Annotated in this window: 13 protein-coding genes; 2 read left to right on the top strand and 11 right to left on the bottom strand. The window is 63.9% G+C overall.

Annotation, left to right across the window (positions count from 1 at the left end):
- Window positions 1-26: 26 nt before the first annotated feature.
- The 10 genes from panC to QM609_RS11360 all read right to left on the bottom strand — a co-directional run bounded on the left by panC (window position 27) and on the right by QM609_RS11360 (window position 9,568).
- Window positions 27-959 (bottom strand): pantoate--beta-alanine ligase, encoded by a 933-nt coding sequence (panC, locus tag QM609_RS11405; protein ID WP_003945953.1) that lies wholly within the window; start codon window positions 957-959, stop codon window positions 27-29.
- Window positions 952-1,893 (bottom strand): Rossmann-like and DUF2520 domain-containing protein, encoded by a 942-nt coding sequence (locus QM609_RS11400; protein WP_003945822.1) that lies wholly within the window; start codon window positions 1,891-1,893, stop codon window positions 952-954. The genes panC and QM609_RS11400 overlap by 8 nt, the downstream gene beginning before the upstream one ends.
- Before the next feature lie 110 nt (window positions 1,894-2,003).
- Window positions 2,004-3,125 (bottom strand): DUF6779 domain-containing protein, encoded by a 1,122-nt coding sequence (locus QM609_RS11395; protein WP_179090775.1) that lies wholly within the window; start codon window positions 3,123-3,125, stop codon window positions 2,004-2,006.
- Window positions 3,126-3,193: 68 nt separating this feature from the next.
- Complete coding sequence (locus QM609_RS11390) at window positions 3,194-3,661, bottom strand: DUF3180 domain-containing protein (RefSeq protein WP_153213529.1); 468 nt, start codon at window positions 3,659-3,661, stop codon at window positions 3,194-3,196.
- Window positions 3,662-3,678: 17 nt separating this feature from the next.
- Complete coding sequence (folK, locus tag QM609_RS11385) at window positions 3,679-4,182, bottom strand: 2-amino-4-hydroxy-6-hydroxymethyldihydropteridine diphosphokinase (protein ID WP_003945848.1); 504 nt, start codon at window positions 4,180-4,182, stop codon at window positions 3,679-3,681.
- On the bottom strand, window positions 4,179-4,544 hold the full coding sequence (gene folB, locus QM609_RS11380; RefSeq protein ID WP_003945780.1) for a dihydroneopterin aldolase: 366 nt from the start codon (window positions 4,542-4,544) through the stop codon (window positions 4,179-4,181). The genes folK and folB overlap by 4 nt, the downstream gene beginning before the upstream one ends.
- A gap of 1 nt (window position 4,545) precedes the next feature.
- Entirely contained in the window at window positions 4,546-5,406 is an 861-nt protein-coding gene (folP, locus tag QM609_RS11375) for a dihydropteroate synthase (RefSeq protein WP_020968349.1), read from the bottom strand.
- Between the two features lie 5 nt (window positions 5,407-5,411).
- Complete coding sequence (folE, locus tag QM609_RS11370; protein ID WP_019746783.1) at window positions 5,412-6,029, bottom strand: GTP cyclohydrolase I FolE; 618 nt, start codon at window positions 6,027-6,029, stop codon at window positions 5,412-5,414.
- Between the two features lie 59 nt (window positions 6,030-6,088).
- Entirely contained in the window at window positions 6,089-8,653 is a 2,565-nt protein-coding gene (gene ftsH, locus QM609_RS11365) for an ATP-dependent zinc metalloprotease FtsH (protein ID WP_050656734.1), read from the bottom strand.
- A gap of 267 nt (window positions 8,654-8,920) precedes the next feature.
- Window positions 8,921-9,568, bottom strand: coding sequence for a FadR/GntR family transcriptional regulator (locus tag QM609_RS11360; RefSeq protein ID WP_007727006.1), 648 nt, complete (start codon window positions 9,566-9,568; stop codon window positions 8,921-8,923).
- Between the two features lie 99 nt (window positions 9,569-9,667).
- On the opposite strand from QM609_RS11360, the gene QM609_RS11355 reads away from it, so the two are divergent.
- Window positions 9,668-11,008: an SLC13 family permease gene (locus tag QM609_RS11355; RefSeq protein ID WP_003945503.1), complete on the top strand. Its 1,341-nt coding sequence runs from the start codon at window positions 9,668-9,670 to the stop codon at window positions 11,006-11,008.
- Window positions 11,009-11,036: 28 nt separating this feature from the next.
- Window positions 11,037-12,446 (top strand): acyl-CoA synthetase, encoded by a 1,410-nt coding sequence (locus QM609_RS11350; protein ID WP_050656733.1) that lies wholly within the window; start codon window positions 11,037-11,039, stop codon window positions 12,444-12,446.
- Between the two features lie 32 nt (window positions 12,447-12,478).
- Here the strand turns inward: QM609_RS11350 and QM609_RS11345 are convergent.
- A partial coding sequence (locus QM609_RS11345; RefSeq protein ID WP_283337281.1) for an RDD family protein occupies window positions 12,479-13,510 on the bottom strand: 1,032 nt, incomplete at its 5' end.

Here is a 13,510-nt window from a genome sequence, read left to right as displayed (position 1 = left end):
TCCAGGTCCTTACTCGTGAAAAGTGCTCAGTGAGACAGCAGGTCGTCGATGGCGTCGGCGGATGGGTCGGTGTCACGCTCGAGGAAGCCGGTTCCCACCGCGACACCGACGTTGTCGATCAAACGGGTGGTTCCGAGCTTGGCGGCCACCAACAGTCGACCGTCACCTCGCTCGGGCGCGGGGCCCAGATCGACGCCCCGAACCTCGAGGTAGTCGACCTCGATTTCCGGAACAGCTGCCAGAACAGCGCGTGCGGTTTCCAGGATTGCTTCCGCTCCCCCAGCCGCCGCGTGTGCACCGGCGATCAGAGCGGCGGACAGCGCGACCGCTGCCGCGCGCTGGTTCTCGTCGAGGTAGCGATTGCGAGAGGACAACGCGAGGCCGTCGAACTCGCGAACCGTCGGAACTCCGATGATCTGTACATCGAAGTTGAGATCCCACACCATCTGACGGATGAGCGTCAGCTGCTGGTAGTCCTTCTCACCGAAGTACGCGTGATTGGGTGCCGCGATCTGCAGCAGCTTCGCCACTACCGTCAGCATTCCCGCGAAGTGAGTGGGGCGCGCTCCGCCTTCGAGTTCGCTACCCAACGGGCCCGGCACGATGGTGGTGCGCTGACCACGCGGGTACATCGTCTTGGCGCTCGGCGCGAACACCAATTCGACGCCCTCGGCGCGCAACAGGTCGAGATCCGCATCGAGAGTGCGCGGGTACGCATCCAGATCTTCGCCGGCACCGAACTGGAGCGGGTTCACGAAGATGGAAACGATCACGACGGCGCCGGTGACCTTGGCCTGACGAACCAGTTCGATGTGGCCGGCATGCAGCGCACCCATCGTCGGAACGAGCGCCACCTGACGCCCGACACCTCGCAGTGCCCGCGAGACGCGCCGAAGCTTGTCCGGATCGTGGTGCACCGTCAGTTCGCCGCGCTTGTATCCGCCCTGCAGATCACTCACGACGGTCACCTCCCGTTTCAGTCAAGATGTCGAACAATTCGGTGGGGGCGCCCACCCGCTGGGCCGATCGCAAGGACATCGCCCGATAGCCGGCAGCGAGCTCCGGATCCAGGTCTGTCAGTACGCGCAAATGTGTGTCGACAGCAGCAGCGTCGCCGCGTGCCACCGGGCCGGTCAACGCCGAGGGACCGCGTCGTAGCGCGTTGTCCAAGGCCGCCGACAGCAGCGGCTGCAGGACTCGCTCGGCCACTCCACCCGGATCGCCGTCGACCAACTGCTGACCGAGCAGCTCGTCACCTTGCAACGACGCTCGCAGGGCCTCGACGGCGTCGACCACGAGCGTGACCAGGTGATTACTGCCGTGAGCCAGTGCGGCGTGGTAGAGCGCGCGGTTCTCCTCGCGCACTCGGACGGGCTCGCCGCCGATCTCGAGGACCAGTGACTGCGCGATCGCGTAACCGATGTCGTCGGCAGCGGTGATTCCGAAGCATGCCGACGACAGCCGTGCGGTGTCCTCGTCGTGACCGGTGAACGTCATCGCCGGATGGATAGCCAGGGGTAGTGCGCCCAGTTCGGTGAGTGGAGTCAGGATCGCGATCCCGTTGGCACCGGACGTATGGGCGACGAGCGTGCCCGGCTTGACGGCATGGGTGGCCGCCAGACCTCGAACAAGATCCGCAAGCTGATCGTCAGGAACGGCGAGAATCAGCAACTCGGAACGAGCTGCGACGTCGGCAGCCGGAAGAATTTCGGTATCGGGAAGCCGCTTCACAGCGCGGGCAACCGAGGCGCTGGAGACGGCGGAGCAAGCGCTGACAACATGACCGGCTCGCTCCAATGCGGCACCGACAGCTGTTCCGACCCGGCCTGCTGAGACAATTCCTACCGTCAATCGCGCAGGTGCAGGTCCATTAGTGATCCCGAAGGAAGTCACCGGATTCCTCTCGTTCGTTCCAGTCCCGCTCGGCGGGTACCAGACGTTCTGCGTCCGAGGATATCCTTCGCCCGAACCGTCATGCCATGGCCGGGCGAGTGATCTGCGACTCAGTCCTCTCGGCGACGGCGTCGACCGGAGCCTTCGGACGGGTTGTTCGAACTCAGGTTTGCCATGATTTCGGCGACGGTCAATCCGTTGGAATGAGCACCACTGGCGGCATCTTCCGGGGCAGCACGGCGACGACGTCGCGGCTCCGCGTCAGGCTCCGCAGCGGATTCGGGTTCAGCTTCCGCGACAGCTTCGGGAACAACCGCGGGAACAACCTCGGGCACCTCTTCGACGACAGCGTCTTCGATGACGGCATCTTCGATGTTCGGGGCCTGGGCGGGAGCCTTGACTTCAGGCTCGACCGGCGCGACCGGCTCCGAATCCTTCTTCACCGAAACGTCTTTCACCGTTCGTGTCGGCGAGGAACTCACCGGAGAACTCGGTGCTTGGTTCCCGCTCTGGGGCTTCTGCGTCTCTTGTGGCTTCTGCGTCTCTCGAGACTTCTGGGTCGGGATGACGCGCGGCGCCACGAAGCTGCTGTCACGCCACGACGTCTCCGCGAACACGACGGTTGTCTCAGCAGTCACCGGATCGTCGTTGGGCGAAGCCAAGCCGCCGACGTTCGGTGCCGGTTGGCTGGGCCCGCTCTGGCCGGCGCCGGGAACGTACAACCCCGACGGTGCCGGCTGGTACGCGCCGTACGAACTACCGCCAAGTTCCGGCACTCGCGTCGAATCGGTCTTGAGCGCGGTCTGTTCGGGCAGCAGCCCACCTTCGAACAGTGCTTCGAGGTTTCGGCGCAGCGCCACCAATTCGGCGCGCAGGCCGGCCAGTTCCTCCGCGTCCGCGGTCACCTCACGTCGCACGCGACCTTCGACGCTCAGTTCGTACTCGCGTCGAGCAGAAATTTCACGTTCGAGCTGCAGTTCGTACACGGTCTGCAGATCGGCAACCTTGGCTTTGTCCAGTGCCGACTCACGCCGATACTTGGTCATGGCGATAGCGCCGAGGGTGGCTGCCCACAGAGCGACGACCAGACCCACCCGAAGAAGCTGAACGCTGTTGCTGAAAATCAGAAACAGCGAAGCAATGACAGCAAGTGCCAGAAGAGCAGCAATGATCATCTGGCTCGCGCTGCGCTTGCTTCGGCGCGCAGACTTCGATCGACCAGAATTTGTCATGGTTGCCAGGGTACTTGCCGAGACCGGGGTCGCCACGTACCTCGGTGGGTGATTTGCCGACCAGGCTGTCAGTGCGCAGGCTCGTCAGGTGTATCTTCCGGCGTCTTGCAACAATGTTCGAGCCACAGAGCTGCCGCTACCAGCGCAATTGCGGCGCCCAACCCCACCCACGCGCCCGGCGTGTCGGAGGCTGCAGCCTGCAGAACCGAGCGCTGTGGGATGAGATACACCAGCACTCCGACCCAGACACCGACGGTAGCTGAACCGACCAAAGCGGATGCTTTGGCCAATGCCAGCGCTCGGGCGGCGGTGATCGGATGAAGCTGTCTGAGCCCGTCGCCGACCTGCCGGTTCTTGACGCGTGAACGAATGACAAAAGCGAAGACGGCCTCGGCAACGGCCACGAAGTACAGCGACGCTCCCGCATAAACAGGGATGGGCGGCATCGAACCGTAGAACACGCGAATCAGAATCCAGGTGGCCACGGCCGCCACTGCGGCGAGTACCGCGAGTTCACTGATCCGGGTCGGCTTCAAACCCTTGTCGTTTTCGGTCACCGCGCAAGCACCACATCGGTAGTGCGGACACCTTCGCGCTCAGTGCGATCGAGACCGTCGAGAATTTGTGCCACCGGCAACTTCTGGCCGTCGACGATCAGCGTCGCGTCAGGCTCGACGTCCAGCCAGGGAACGAGAACGAATGCCCGAAGATGCGCGCGCGGATGCGGAAGTGTGAGCACGGGATCGGAACTGACGACGCCTTCGCAGTCGACTACGTCCACGTCCAGGCTCCGTGGCCCCCACCGCTGTTCGCGCACCCGGTCTGCGGCTTCCTCGAGAGCTTGCGAGCGGCGAAGCCATTCAGCGGCATCGGCTTCGGGATCGTCGACCACCACCACCGCGTTGTAGAAATCCTGCTGCTCGACGCCACCCCACGGCGCGGTCGAGTAGACCGGTGAGACAGCAACGACGGCGCTGCCCAACCCGTCGACAACGGACTGTAGGTGAGCCACACTGTCGCCGATGTTGGAACCGATCGACAGAACAGCGCGCGTCATGCCGATCTGGTCCGATGTGCGACGACGGCGACGTCCGCAAAAACCAGCGGAATCGGTGCCGACGGTTTGTGGACAACAACCTCGACGCTCTCGACTCGCGAATCTTTCATGACGTCGTCGGCGATCTCAGCGGCGACGGTCTCGATGAGATCGCGCGACGGGCCGGCGACTATCGCTGCGGCGGCTTCCGCCAACTCGCCGTAGTGCAGGGTCTGCGTCAGGTCGTCCGACGCCGCGGCGGGAGCCAAGTCCATCCATACGGTGATGTCGATGAAGAAGTCCTGACCGTCACGCTTCTCGTGGTCGAACACTCCGTGATTGCCGCGAACCTTCAGTCCGCGCAATTCGATTCGGTCCCCCATGTCAGGCCCTTTCTCGTCCACGGTTCCAGGCGTCGACCACGGCAATGGCGTCGAGCGAAGCTTGTGCGTCGTGCACCCGAACTCCCCAGGCGCCTTCGCGCGCTGCAAGGGCGGAGACCACGGCCGTCGCAGTCTCGCGGCCACCAGGTGGACGCGGATTGCCGTCGGGATCGCTGAGCAGAGACCCGAGGAACCGCTTTCGGGAAGCGCCGACCAGTACCGGGAATCCGGTCGCGTTGAACTCGGGTAGTGCACGCAACAGTGCCCAGTTGTGGTCGGCGTTCTTAGCGAACCCGAGGCCGGGGTCGAGGATGATCGACGACGAATCGACCCCCGCCTTCAACGCCAGATCGACCTGCGACAGCAGTTCGTCACGGACATCGCGGACCACGTCGTCGTAGTGATCGGCGCTGCCACGATGGACATAGTCACCGGCCGAGCGCCAATGCATGAGGATCCAGGGCACTCCGGCGTCGGCCACAACGGAGGCCATGTCGGGGTCTGCGCGACCACCCGATACGTCGTTGACGATGCCTGCGCCCGCTTCGATCGCGGCGGCGGCGACGGAAGCACGCATCGTGTCGACGCTGACGCGAATTCCGGCTGCCACCAGTTCTTCGATCACCGGGGCAATTCGGTCCGCCTCGAGTTTCGGATCGACGCGGGTGGCTCCGGGACGCGTCGACTCGCCGCCGACGTCGACGATGTCGACGCCGATGCGTTGCAGTTCGAGTCCGCGAGCGATCGCCGCGTCACGATCGAGAAATTGACCACCGTCGGAAAACGAATCGGCGGTGACGTTCAGAATCCCCATCACGACCATCCGGGCCGGATCGCTGCCTGCAACGGGAGCCGCGGACATCTTGCTCACTTACGCAGGATGAGGTCCAGCGCTTCGGACCGCGAGGCCGCGCTGGATTGCAGGAGCCCACGAACCGCAGACGTGGTCGTGCTGGCTCCGGGCTTGCGGATACCGCGCATCGCCATGCACAGATGCTCGGCTTCGATGACGACGATGGCTCCACGCGGGTCGAGCTTGCGCATCAAAGCATCCGCGATCTGACTGGTCAGGCGTTCTTGAACCTGCGGACGCTTGGCGTACAGGTCGACGACGCGCGCGAGCTTCGACAAACCGGTGACCTTGCCCGACTTTCCCGGGATGTAGCCAACGTGAGCAACACCGTGGAAGGACACCAGGTGGTGCTCGCACGTCGAGAACATCGGAATGTCTCGCACGAGCACCAACTCCTGGTGACCCTCGTCGAAAGTTGTGTTCAACGCGTCGTCGGGTTCGGAGTACAGACCCGCGAAGATCTCCTTGTACGAGCGCGCAACCCGGGCCGGCGTATCGAGCAGGCCTGGGCGCTCCGGATCTTCACCGACCGCGATCAACAATTCCCGTACGGCAGCCTCTGCCCGCGCCTGATCGAACGGGCGGCCCGTTCCGAGCGACACCAGTTCACTGGCCACATCATTCACCGACAACCGAACTCTCCTCGAGAATTGTTCACAGGTCCCCCGCCGCAGAGCCTAGTGGCGCAAGGTCAGCGAGATCCGTCCGGTCCGTCCCAGCGAACGGTGCTCGGTCCCTCGTCCTCAGCCGAATGGTGCGGCGGAGGAGTTTGCGGCTGTTCCGGTGCGGGGCTCTGCCACTGGTTTTCACCCGACGGGTTTCCCCGGTTCGGATCGGCGAAAGGTCCACTGTCCGGGTACTGCACCGGGTAATCGGGCTGCGCGGGGTAACGGCGGCCGGGATGCGGCTGCTCCGGGTACGCCTGCTGCCCCGGGTGCGGCTGGCCGTACTGCCCCTGATCGGGCTGGGGCTGACCGTGTTGGGGCTGACCGTACTGGCCCTGCGACTGGTTCGGCGGGGTCGGATTCTGTCCACCGGTGTACCCACCCGACTGCTGTCCGGGGTACGTCGGCGACGGGTTCTCACGCGGAGGCCAACCCGGTGCCGACCATCCGGCGGGCGCTCCGTAGTCGGGTGTTCCCGGTTGCGGAGTCTGCTGCGGAGCACTCGGCTGCGGGTACGAAGGCTGTGCGTAGCCGTTCGAGGGCCCCTGGTTGCCGTTGTTGGGGAGACCACCGTTGTTGGGGAGACCACCGTTGGGTGCACCGCTGTTGGGTGCACCTGCCTTGACGAGAACAGGTGCGGCAGCGGGCTCCGGCCAGGTTTCGCCGCGCTCGATCGCGAGTTCGCGAGGAGTCTTCACCGGCGGACGATCCGAAGGCGTGCGCCCACCGAAATCGTTGAAAGCCGTGATGCGCGGACGCTTTTCGACGCCGGCAAGGATCTTCTCGAGGTCCTTGCGAGTCAACGTCTCACGCTCGAGCAGTTCGGTAGCGATGAGGTCGAGCGCATCGCGGTACTCGTTGAGGATTGCCCACGCTTCGGTGTGCGCTGCCTCGATGAGGTTGCGCACCTCTTCGTCGATTTCACGGGCGATCTCGTGTGAGTAGTCGGACTGAACGCCCATCGAACGGCCGAGGAACGGATCCCCGCCCTCCTGTCCGTAGCGAACCGCGCCGAGCTTGGCACTCATGCCGTATTCGGTGACCATCGCGCGGGCGATCTTGGTCGCCATGTCGATATCGGACGACGCTCCGGTGGTGGGCTCGTGGAACACCAACTCCTCGGCGGCGCGTCCACCCATTGCCATGACGAGACGAGCGATCATCTCCGAACGCGTCATCAAACCCTTGTCGTCCTCGGGCACGGTCATCGCGTGGCCGCCGGTGCGTCCGCGAGCGAGGATCGTGACCTTGTAGACCGGCTCGATGTCAGGCATTGCCCAAGCAGCCAGCGTGTGACCGCCCTCGTGGTACGCCGTGATCTTCTTCTCGTGCTCGCTGATGATGCGACTCTTACGCCGCGGTCCACCGACAACACGGTCCACCGATTCCTCGAGCGAGGCTTCGGTGATGACGGTTCCGTTTTCGCGTGCGGTGAGCAGCGCAGCCTCGTTGATGACGTTGGCGAGATCAGCACCCGACATTCCGACGGTCCGCTTGGCGAGACCTTCGAGGTCGGCGTTGGGATCGATCGGCTTGCCCTGCGAGTGCACGCGCAGGATCGCGCGGCGACCGGCGAGGTCGGGGGCGCCGACCGGAATCTGGCGATCGAAGCGTCCCGGACGCAGCAGTGCGGGGTCGAGGATGTCGGGGCGGTTGGTTGCGGCGATCAAGATGATGCCGGTGCGATCACCGAAGCCGTCCATCTCGACGAGCAACTGGTTGAGCGTCTGCTCGCGCTCGTCGTGTCCGCCGCCCAGGCCTGCGCCGCGCTGACGACCGACGGCGTCGATCTCGTCGACGAAGATGATGCAGGGGCTGTTCTGCTTGGCCTGCTCGAACATGTCGCGAACACGCGAAGCACCGACACCGACGAACATCTCGACGAAGTCCGAGCCGGAGATGGTGAAGAACGGGACGCCGGCTTCGCCTGCGACAGCGCGAGCGAGCAGCGTCTTACCGGTTCCGGGAGGGCCGTACAGCAGCACACCGCGCGGAATCTTGGCGCCGAGCGCCTGGTAGCGAGCCGGGTTCTGCAGGAAGTCCTTGATCTCGTACAGCTCTTCGACAGCCTCGTCCGCACCGGCGACGTCGGCGAACGTGGTTTTCGGCATGTCCTTGGTGAGCTGCTTGGCCTTCGACTTACCGAATCCCATGACTCCGCCGCGACCACCGCCGCCCTGCATCCGGTTCATGACGAAGAAGAAGATGCCGAACAGAATGATCATCGGCAGCACGAATAGAAGGATCGACGTCAGCCAGCTCTCCTGAGTGACCGTCGTGTTGAACTTGTCCGCACCGGCGCCTTCGACCTTGTCGAAGATCTGCTCCGACGCACTCGCGGGGTACTTCGCCAGGATCTGCGTCTTACCGTCGGTGGCGTCGTTGCCGTTCTTGAGCCACAGACGAACCTGCTGCTCACGGTCGTCGATCTGCGCCGACTCAACGTTCTTGGCGTCGAGTTGGGAGATCGCGACCGAGGTGTCGACGGTCTTGAAGTCGCGGGTGTCGTTGCTGAAGTAGCTGAAGGCATAGATCACCAACAGCACGACGGCTACGAGTAGCACGTTACGGAACACAGTCTTACGGTTCATACAGGTCGGCCGATGTGGCCGGTCCTTTCGAGAGTGCGGGTCTGCCAGGTCGCCTTCCGGCTGCCAACCGGACACCTGCAGGTTACCGCGATCGGCCCCATCGATGCCCGCCAGCGGCCGTGCCGCTTGGTTGGAACGGTCGTCACTGTGTTCAACGTGCGCATTGCCGATCAGGTTCCCGGGCTACGTCGCAGCACAGTTTCCTGTGAGCGAACATGCTCATAGTGGTTATCGTGCGCTTTTCCGACGCTCGTCCGTCGTTATTCGTCAGGCCGTTTCGGAGAGGATTCCCGCAACAGCGTCAGCGGCGCCCGATTGGTCACCGTCGATGATCCGGTGGGCGAGCTGATCGAGTCGCGCAGACAGTCGCGCCGAGGACTCGGGCACGTCTGCCTGCTTGGCGATGGTGTCGTCGAGATCAGCCAATAGGCCGCCACCGGCCAGGTGCCTGACGCAGCGCCATGTCTCGGCGAAGTTTCTCGCGGTCCCGTCGTCGGTCAACATCGCGACCCGAAGCGCAGCGTTGGGATTCGACGCCGCCGCCCGAGCCAGGCCGGCCATGATCGCCTCCCTGGCAGCAGTCAGTTCATCGACGGTTCGGTCTTGCAACCGCACTCCCGAGTCTGCAGACCTACCCGCGTCGGGCGTCGGAGCTTCGCGAATCACCGCACCGTTACCGTGCTGGATTTCGACTCTGCCCCGAATCTCGAGGGCCACGAGCGCTTGAGCCAGCGACGCTCGACTGACGCCGAGTTCGGCAGCCAGGCTGCGTTCGGGAGGAAGCCGATCGCCGGGCGAAAGGCCTTGAGCCTCGATGAAATTCGAAATGTGCTCGGCCAACTGCTCATACAGACGCGGACGCTTCAATCGTCCGGGCAGGCCCGAGCGCGAGCCGGGCGATGACGTCGAATTCATGCCTCGGAGTGTACTTGACAAATGGAGCAGTGGCAGAGAGGCTAGGCCAATTCCAAGTGATGCAGACCACAAGCTGGTCGCGAACGGATTGAGAGTTCGATGGCAAATGTCATAGCCCTGTCAGTACTTGTCCTGGTGTTCGTCATATCCACCGTGAGGTCGGTGAACATGGGTGCGCTCGCCCTGGTGGCTGCCTTCGTCGTCGGAACACTGGTCTTCACCGTCGATACCAGCGAGATCCTCGACGGCTTCCCGGCCAGCCTCTTCGTCATCCTGGTCGGCGTCACCTACCTGTTCGCGCTGGCCAGAAACAACGGCACGGTCGACTGGATCATTCACGCGGCAGTCCGCGCGGTCAGAGGACGAGTGGCCCTCGTGCCGTGGGCGATGTTCGCGGTGTGCGCAGCCGTGACCGCCATGGGCGCGGTCAGTCCCGCTGCCGTCGCCATCATCGCGCCGGTGGCAATGGGCTTCGCCACCCGCTACCGGATCCACCCCATGCTGATGGGCTTCATGGTCGTCCAGGGCGCAACTGCGGGCAGCTTCTCCCCTATCGGAATCTTCGGCGTGATCACCAACGACGTCATGCGTCAGAACGGCCTCCCGTCGAGCCCGGCCTTGCTGTTCGTCTCGACCTTCGCGGCCGCGGCCGTTGTTGCCGCAATCGCGTACGTCTCGTTCGGCGGTCGCGCATTGATTGCACGCGGCGCCTCGGAGCGCGTGCTCGTCAGCGCAGTCGGCAACGCGTCTGGCGGTGGCGACACCATCACCGGTTCGGGTTCCGGCGACAGCTCGAAGGGTGGCGGCAAGTCCTCGGGTGGGACCGCTCCGCACGAGGGAGCACTCAACCTCGAGCGGCGACTCACCCTGCTCGGACTGGCGTCGCTTGCACTCGGCGCCTTGGTGTTCGACCTCGACGTCGGATTCACCGCACTGACCGTCGCGGTACTTCTCACCCTGATCTTCCCTGCCTCCGCCCGCGGCGCCGTCGACAAGATCAGCTGGGGCACCGTGCTCCTCATCGGCGGAATCGTCACGTACGTCGCTCTTCTGCAGAACCAGAACACCGTCCAGTGGCTCGGGGATTCTGTTGCACACGTGGGGATTCCACTTCTCGCAGCCTTCTTGATCTGCCTGATCGGCGCGATCGTGTCGGCGTTTGCATCCACCACGGGAATCCTCGGCGCACTCATCCCTTTGGCAATTCCATTCCTCATGACCGGTCAGGTCAATGCAACCGGTCTGGTCATCGCGCTGGCAATCTCCTCGTCTCTGGTCGATTGCAGTCCGTTCTCGACCAACGGCGCGCTGGTGGTCGCGAACGCCGCTCCGGAAGAACGCGACGTGGTGTTCGGGCTGACGATGCGGTGGGGCATGACCATCATGGTGGTGACGCCGATTCTCGCCTGGCTGCTGTTCGTTGTTCCATGGTCCGTCTGAATCTTCGCTCAAAGAAAGGGAACTCGCGATGAACAGCGAATCCACACTTCTGCGCTCCCTCGACCCCCGCATCTTCGACGATCACGGAGCGGCGGTCAGTTTCGGCGAAGGCGCAACCCTCTCTCGCGCCGACTTGTTTGCCGCCGCCACCGCGGTCGCCGATCGAATCCACGGTGCACAGCGAGTGGCAGTACAAGCCGCCGCCGGCCTCGAGACAGTGGTCGCCGTCGCCGGCACACTGATCGCCGGTGTTGCCGTGGTCCCGATCCCGCCGGACTCCGGCCCGCTCGAACGTCAGCACATCATCGCCGATTCCCAGGCCGAACTGATACTCGGAGACGGACCGTCGGATTCGAGTATCCCGTTGATTCCCATCGATATTCACGCGCGATCTGCGACGTCCTATCCCGAACCGAGCGCGGCAGCTACCGCACTGATCATGTACACCTCAGGAACCACCGGAGCTCCGAAAGGCGTTGTCCTCTCGCGAGCATCGATCGCAGCGGATCTCGACGCGCTCGCTCATGTGTGGAATTGGACGCCAGAGGACACACTCGTCCACGGACTGCCCCTCTTCCACGTCCACGGGTTGATTCTCGGCGTGTTGGGCGCCTTGCGCGTGGGTTCGCCACTGATTCATACCTTCAGACCAACTCCGGATTCGTATGCCGCAGCGGGTGGCTCGTTGTACTTCGGTGTTCCGACCGTCTGGTCACGCGTGTGCGGTGATCCCTCGGCGGCAGCAGCATTGCGATCCGCGCGCTTGCTCGTGTCCGGAAGTGCACCACTTCCGGTTCCATTGTTCGAGCGGATGAAATCGCTGACCGGGTTGGCTCCCGTCGAGCGCTACGGAATGAGTGAAACCCTCATCACCGTCAGCACGACGCACGACGGCGAACGTCGCCCGGGTTGGGTCGGGCACGCCGTTCCGGGAGTCAGGACGAGGTTGCGCGGCGAGAACGGCCAATTGTCGGCGCACGACGGAGAGCAGCTTGGGCAACTGGAAGTTGCGGGCGCCGTTCTCTTCGACGAGTACCTCGGGAACCCCTCGAAGACAGCGGAATCCATGACCGAAGACGGCTGGTTCCGCACCGGCGACATCGCGGTGATCGACGACAGCGGATTCCACCGCATCGTAGGTCGCGAGTCGGTCGACATGATCAAGTCCGGTGGATACCGCATCGGTGCCGGCGAGGTGGAACAGGCACTTCTGGCATACCCCGGCGTTCGCGAGGCCGCCGTCGTCGGTATGCCGGACGACGATCTCGGCCAGCGCATAGTCGCCTTCATCGTCGGCGACGTAGCCGACTGCGCTGTGGTTTCGGACTTCGTCGCCGAATCACTGTCGATCCACAAGCGCCCACGCCAGGTTTGTCTGGTGGACAGCTTGCCGCGCAACGCTATGGGCAAGGTCCAGAAGAAGCTGCTGACGCCCTGAAGGTGTGCTTGTTTCACTCGAAGCGTGCTCGCTCACTGCCTGGTGACCACGACGACGGCATCAGCCATCCGATCGTGGAAGCCGCGGACGTCCGGTGCGCTACTGATCGAAACGATGATCGCGATCGAAATAGCGACTGTTACCAGAGAACCGAGAATGCTCGCGACACTGCCCAACGACATCGAATTCAGCATGCCGACGAGCTCGTCACCACTACCGAGCATGGCCAACGCCGAAACAGCCGATCCGAGGTACATGGGGATCACGAATGCATTCCGTTTGAAGGACTGCGCCAGGGCCGGACGCGCACCTCCTACCGAGCGAACGCCTATTCCGAGGGCGAGTTTGCCCAGGGTTACCCCGAATGCCGACTCTCCCCATACGAAGTACACGATCGAACCGATCCCGATCATGAGGCCGATCAGACCCGAACTTGTCCGGTAGGAATCGAAGTCGAATCCGTTTCCGAGCGTCGCGGTGGAGATCATTCCGCCGACGACCGACACAACTGCGAGAATGGCAAAATCGATGAACCGCGCGGCAACTCGTATCCCGGCTCCGGCCGGCCGAAACCCACCAGGCCGGAGTGGAACGCCGGTCGGCCCATACCCCGGGTCCGGTGGCGGCACGGCAAATTGCGGCACGGCCGATCGCGGTGCGAACGGTTGCACAATTTCGCCGCTGGAGCTGGACTCCGGTCCGCTCGAAATGAACGTCTCGGTCGCAGGTTCAGGTTCAGGTTCAGGTAGACCGAATTGCCCAGCAGCCCTTCGGTCCAACGCCACATCCACAGCCGGATCACCCAGCGCTTCGAGCCACGTCACAAGATCGTCGTACGTCGACGGATTCGCAGCAATCGCCGGCCGCAACTCCGGCGAACTCGACGCAATCTCGAACAGCACCGCCGCCGGAGTCCGCGGATCCGCAGCCTCGAGAGCACGTCTCGAAGACTGCACGGGCACGGGCACCGGCGCAGGCACGGGCACGGGCACACGGCCAGGTTCAGGTTCAGGTTCAGGTTCAGGTTCAGGTAGACCGAATTGCCCAGCAGCCCTTCGGTCCAA

The sequence above is a fragment of the Rhodococcus sp. IEGM 1302 genome (assembly GCF_030056935.1).
Classification (GTDB): domain Bacteria; phylum Actinomycetota; class Actinomycetes; order Mycobacteriales; family Mycobacteriaceae; genus Rhodococcus_F; species Rhodococcus_F qingshengii.
This window is presented reverse-complemented; position numbering and strand designations above follow the sequence as displayed.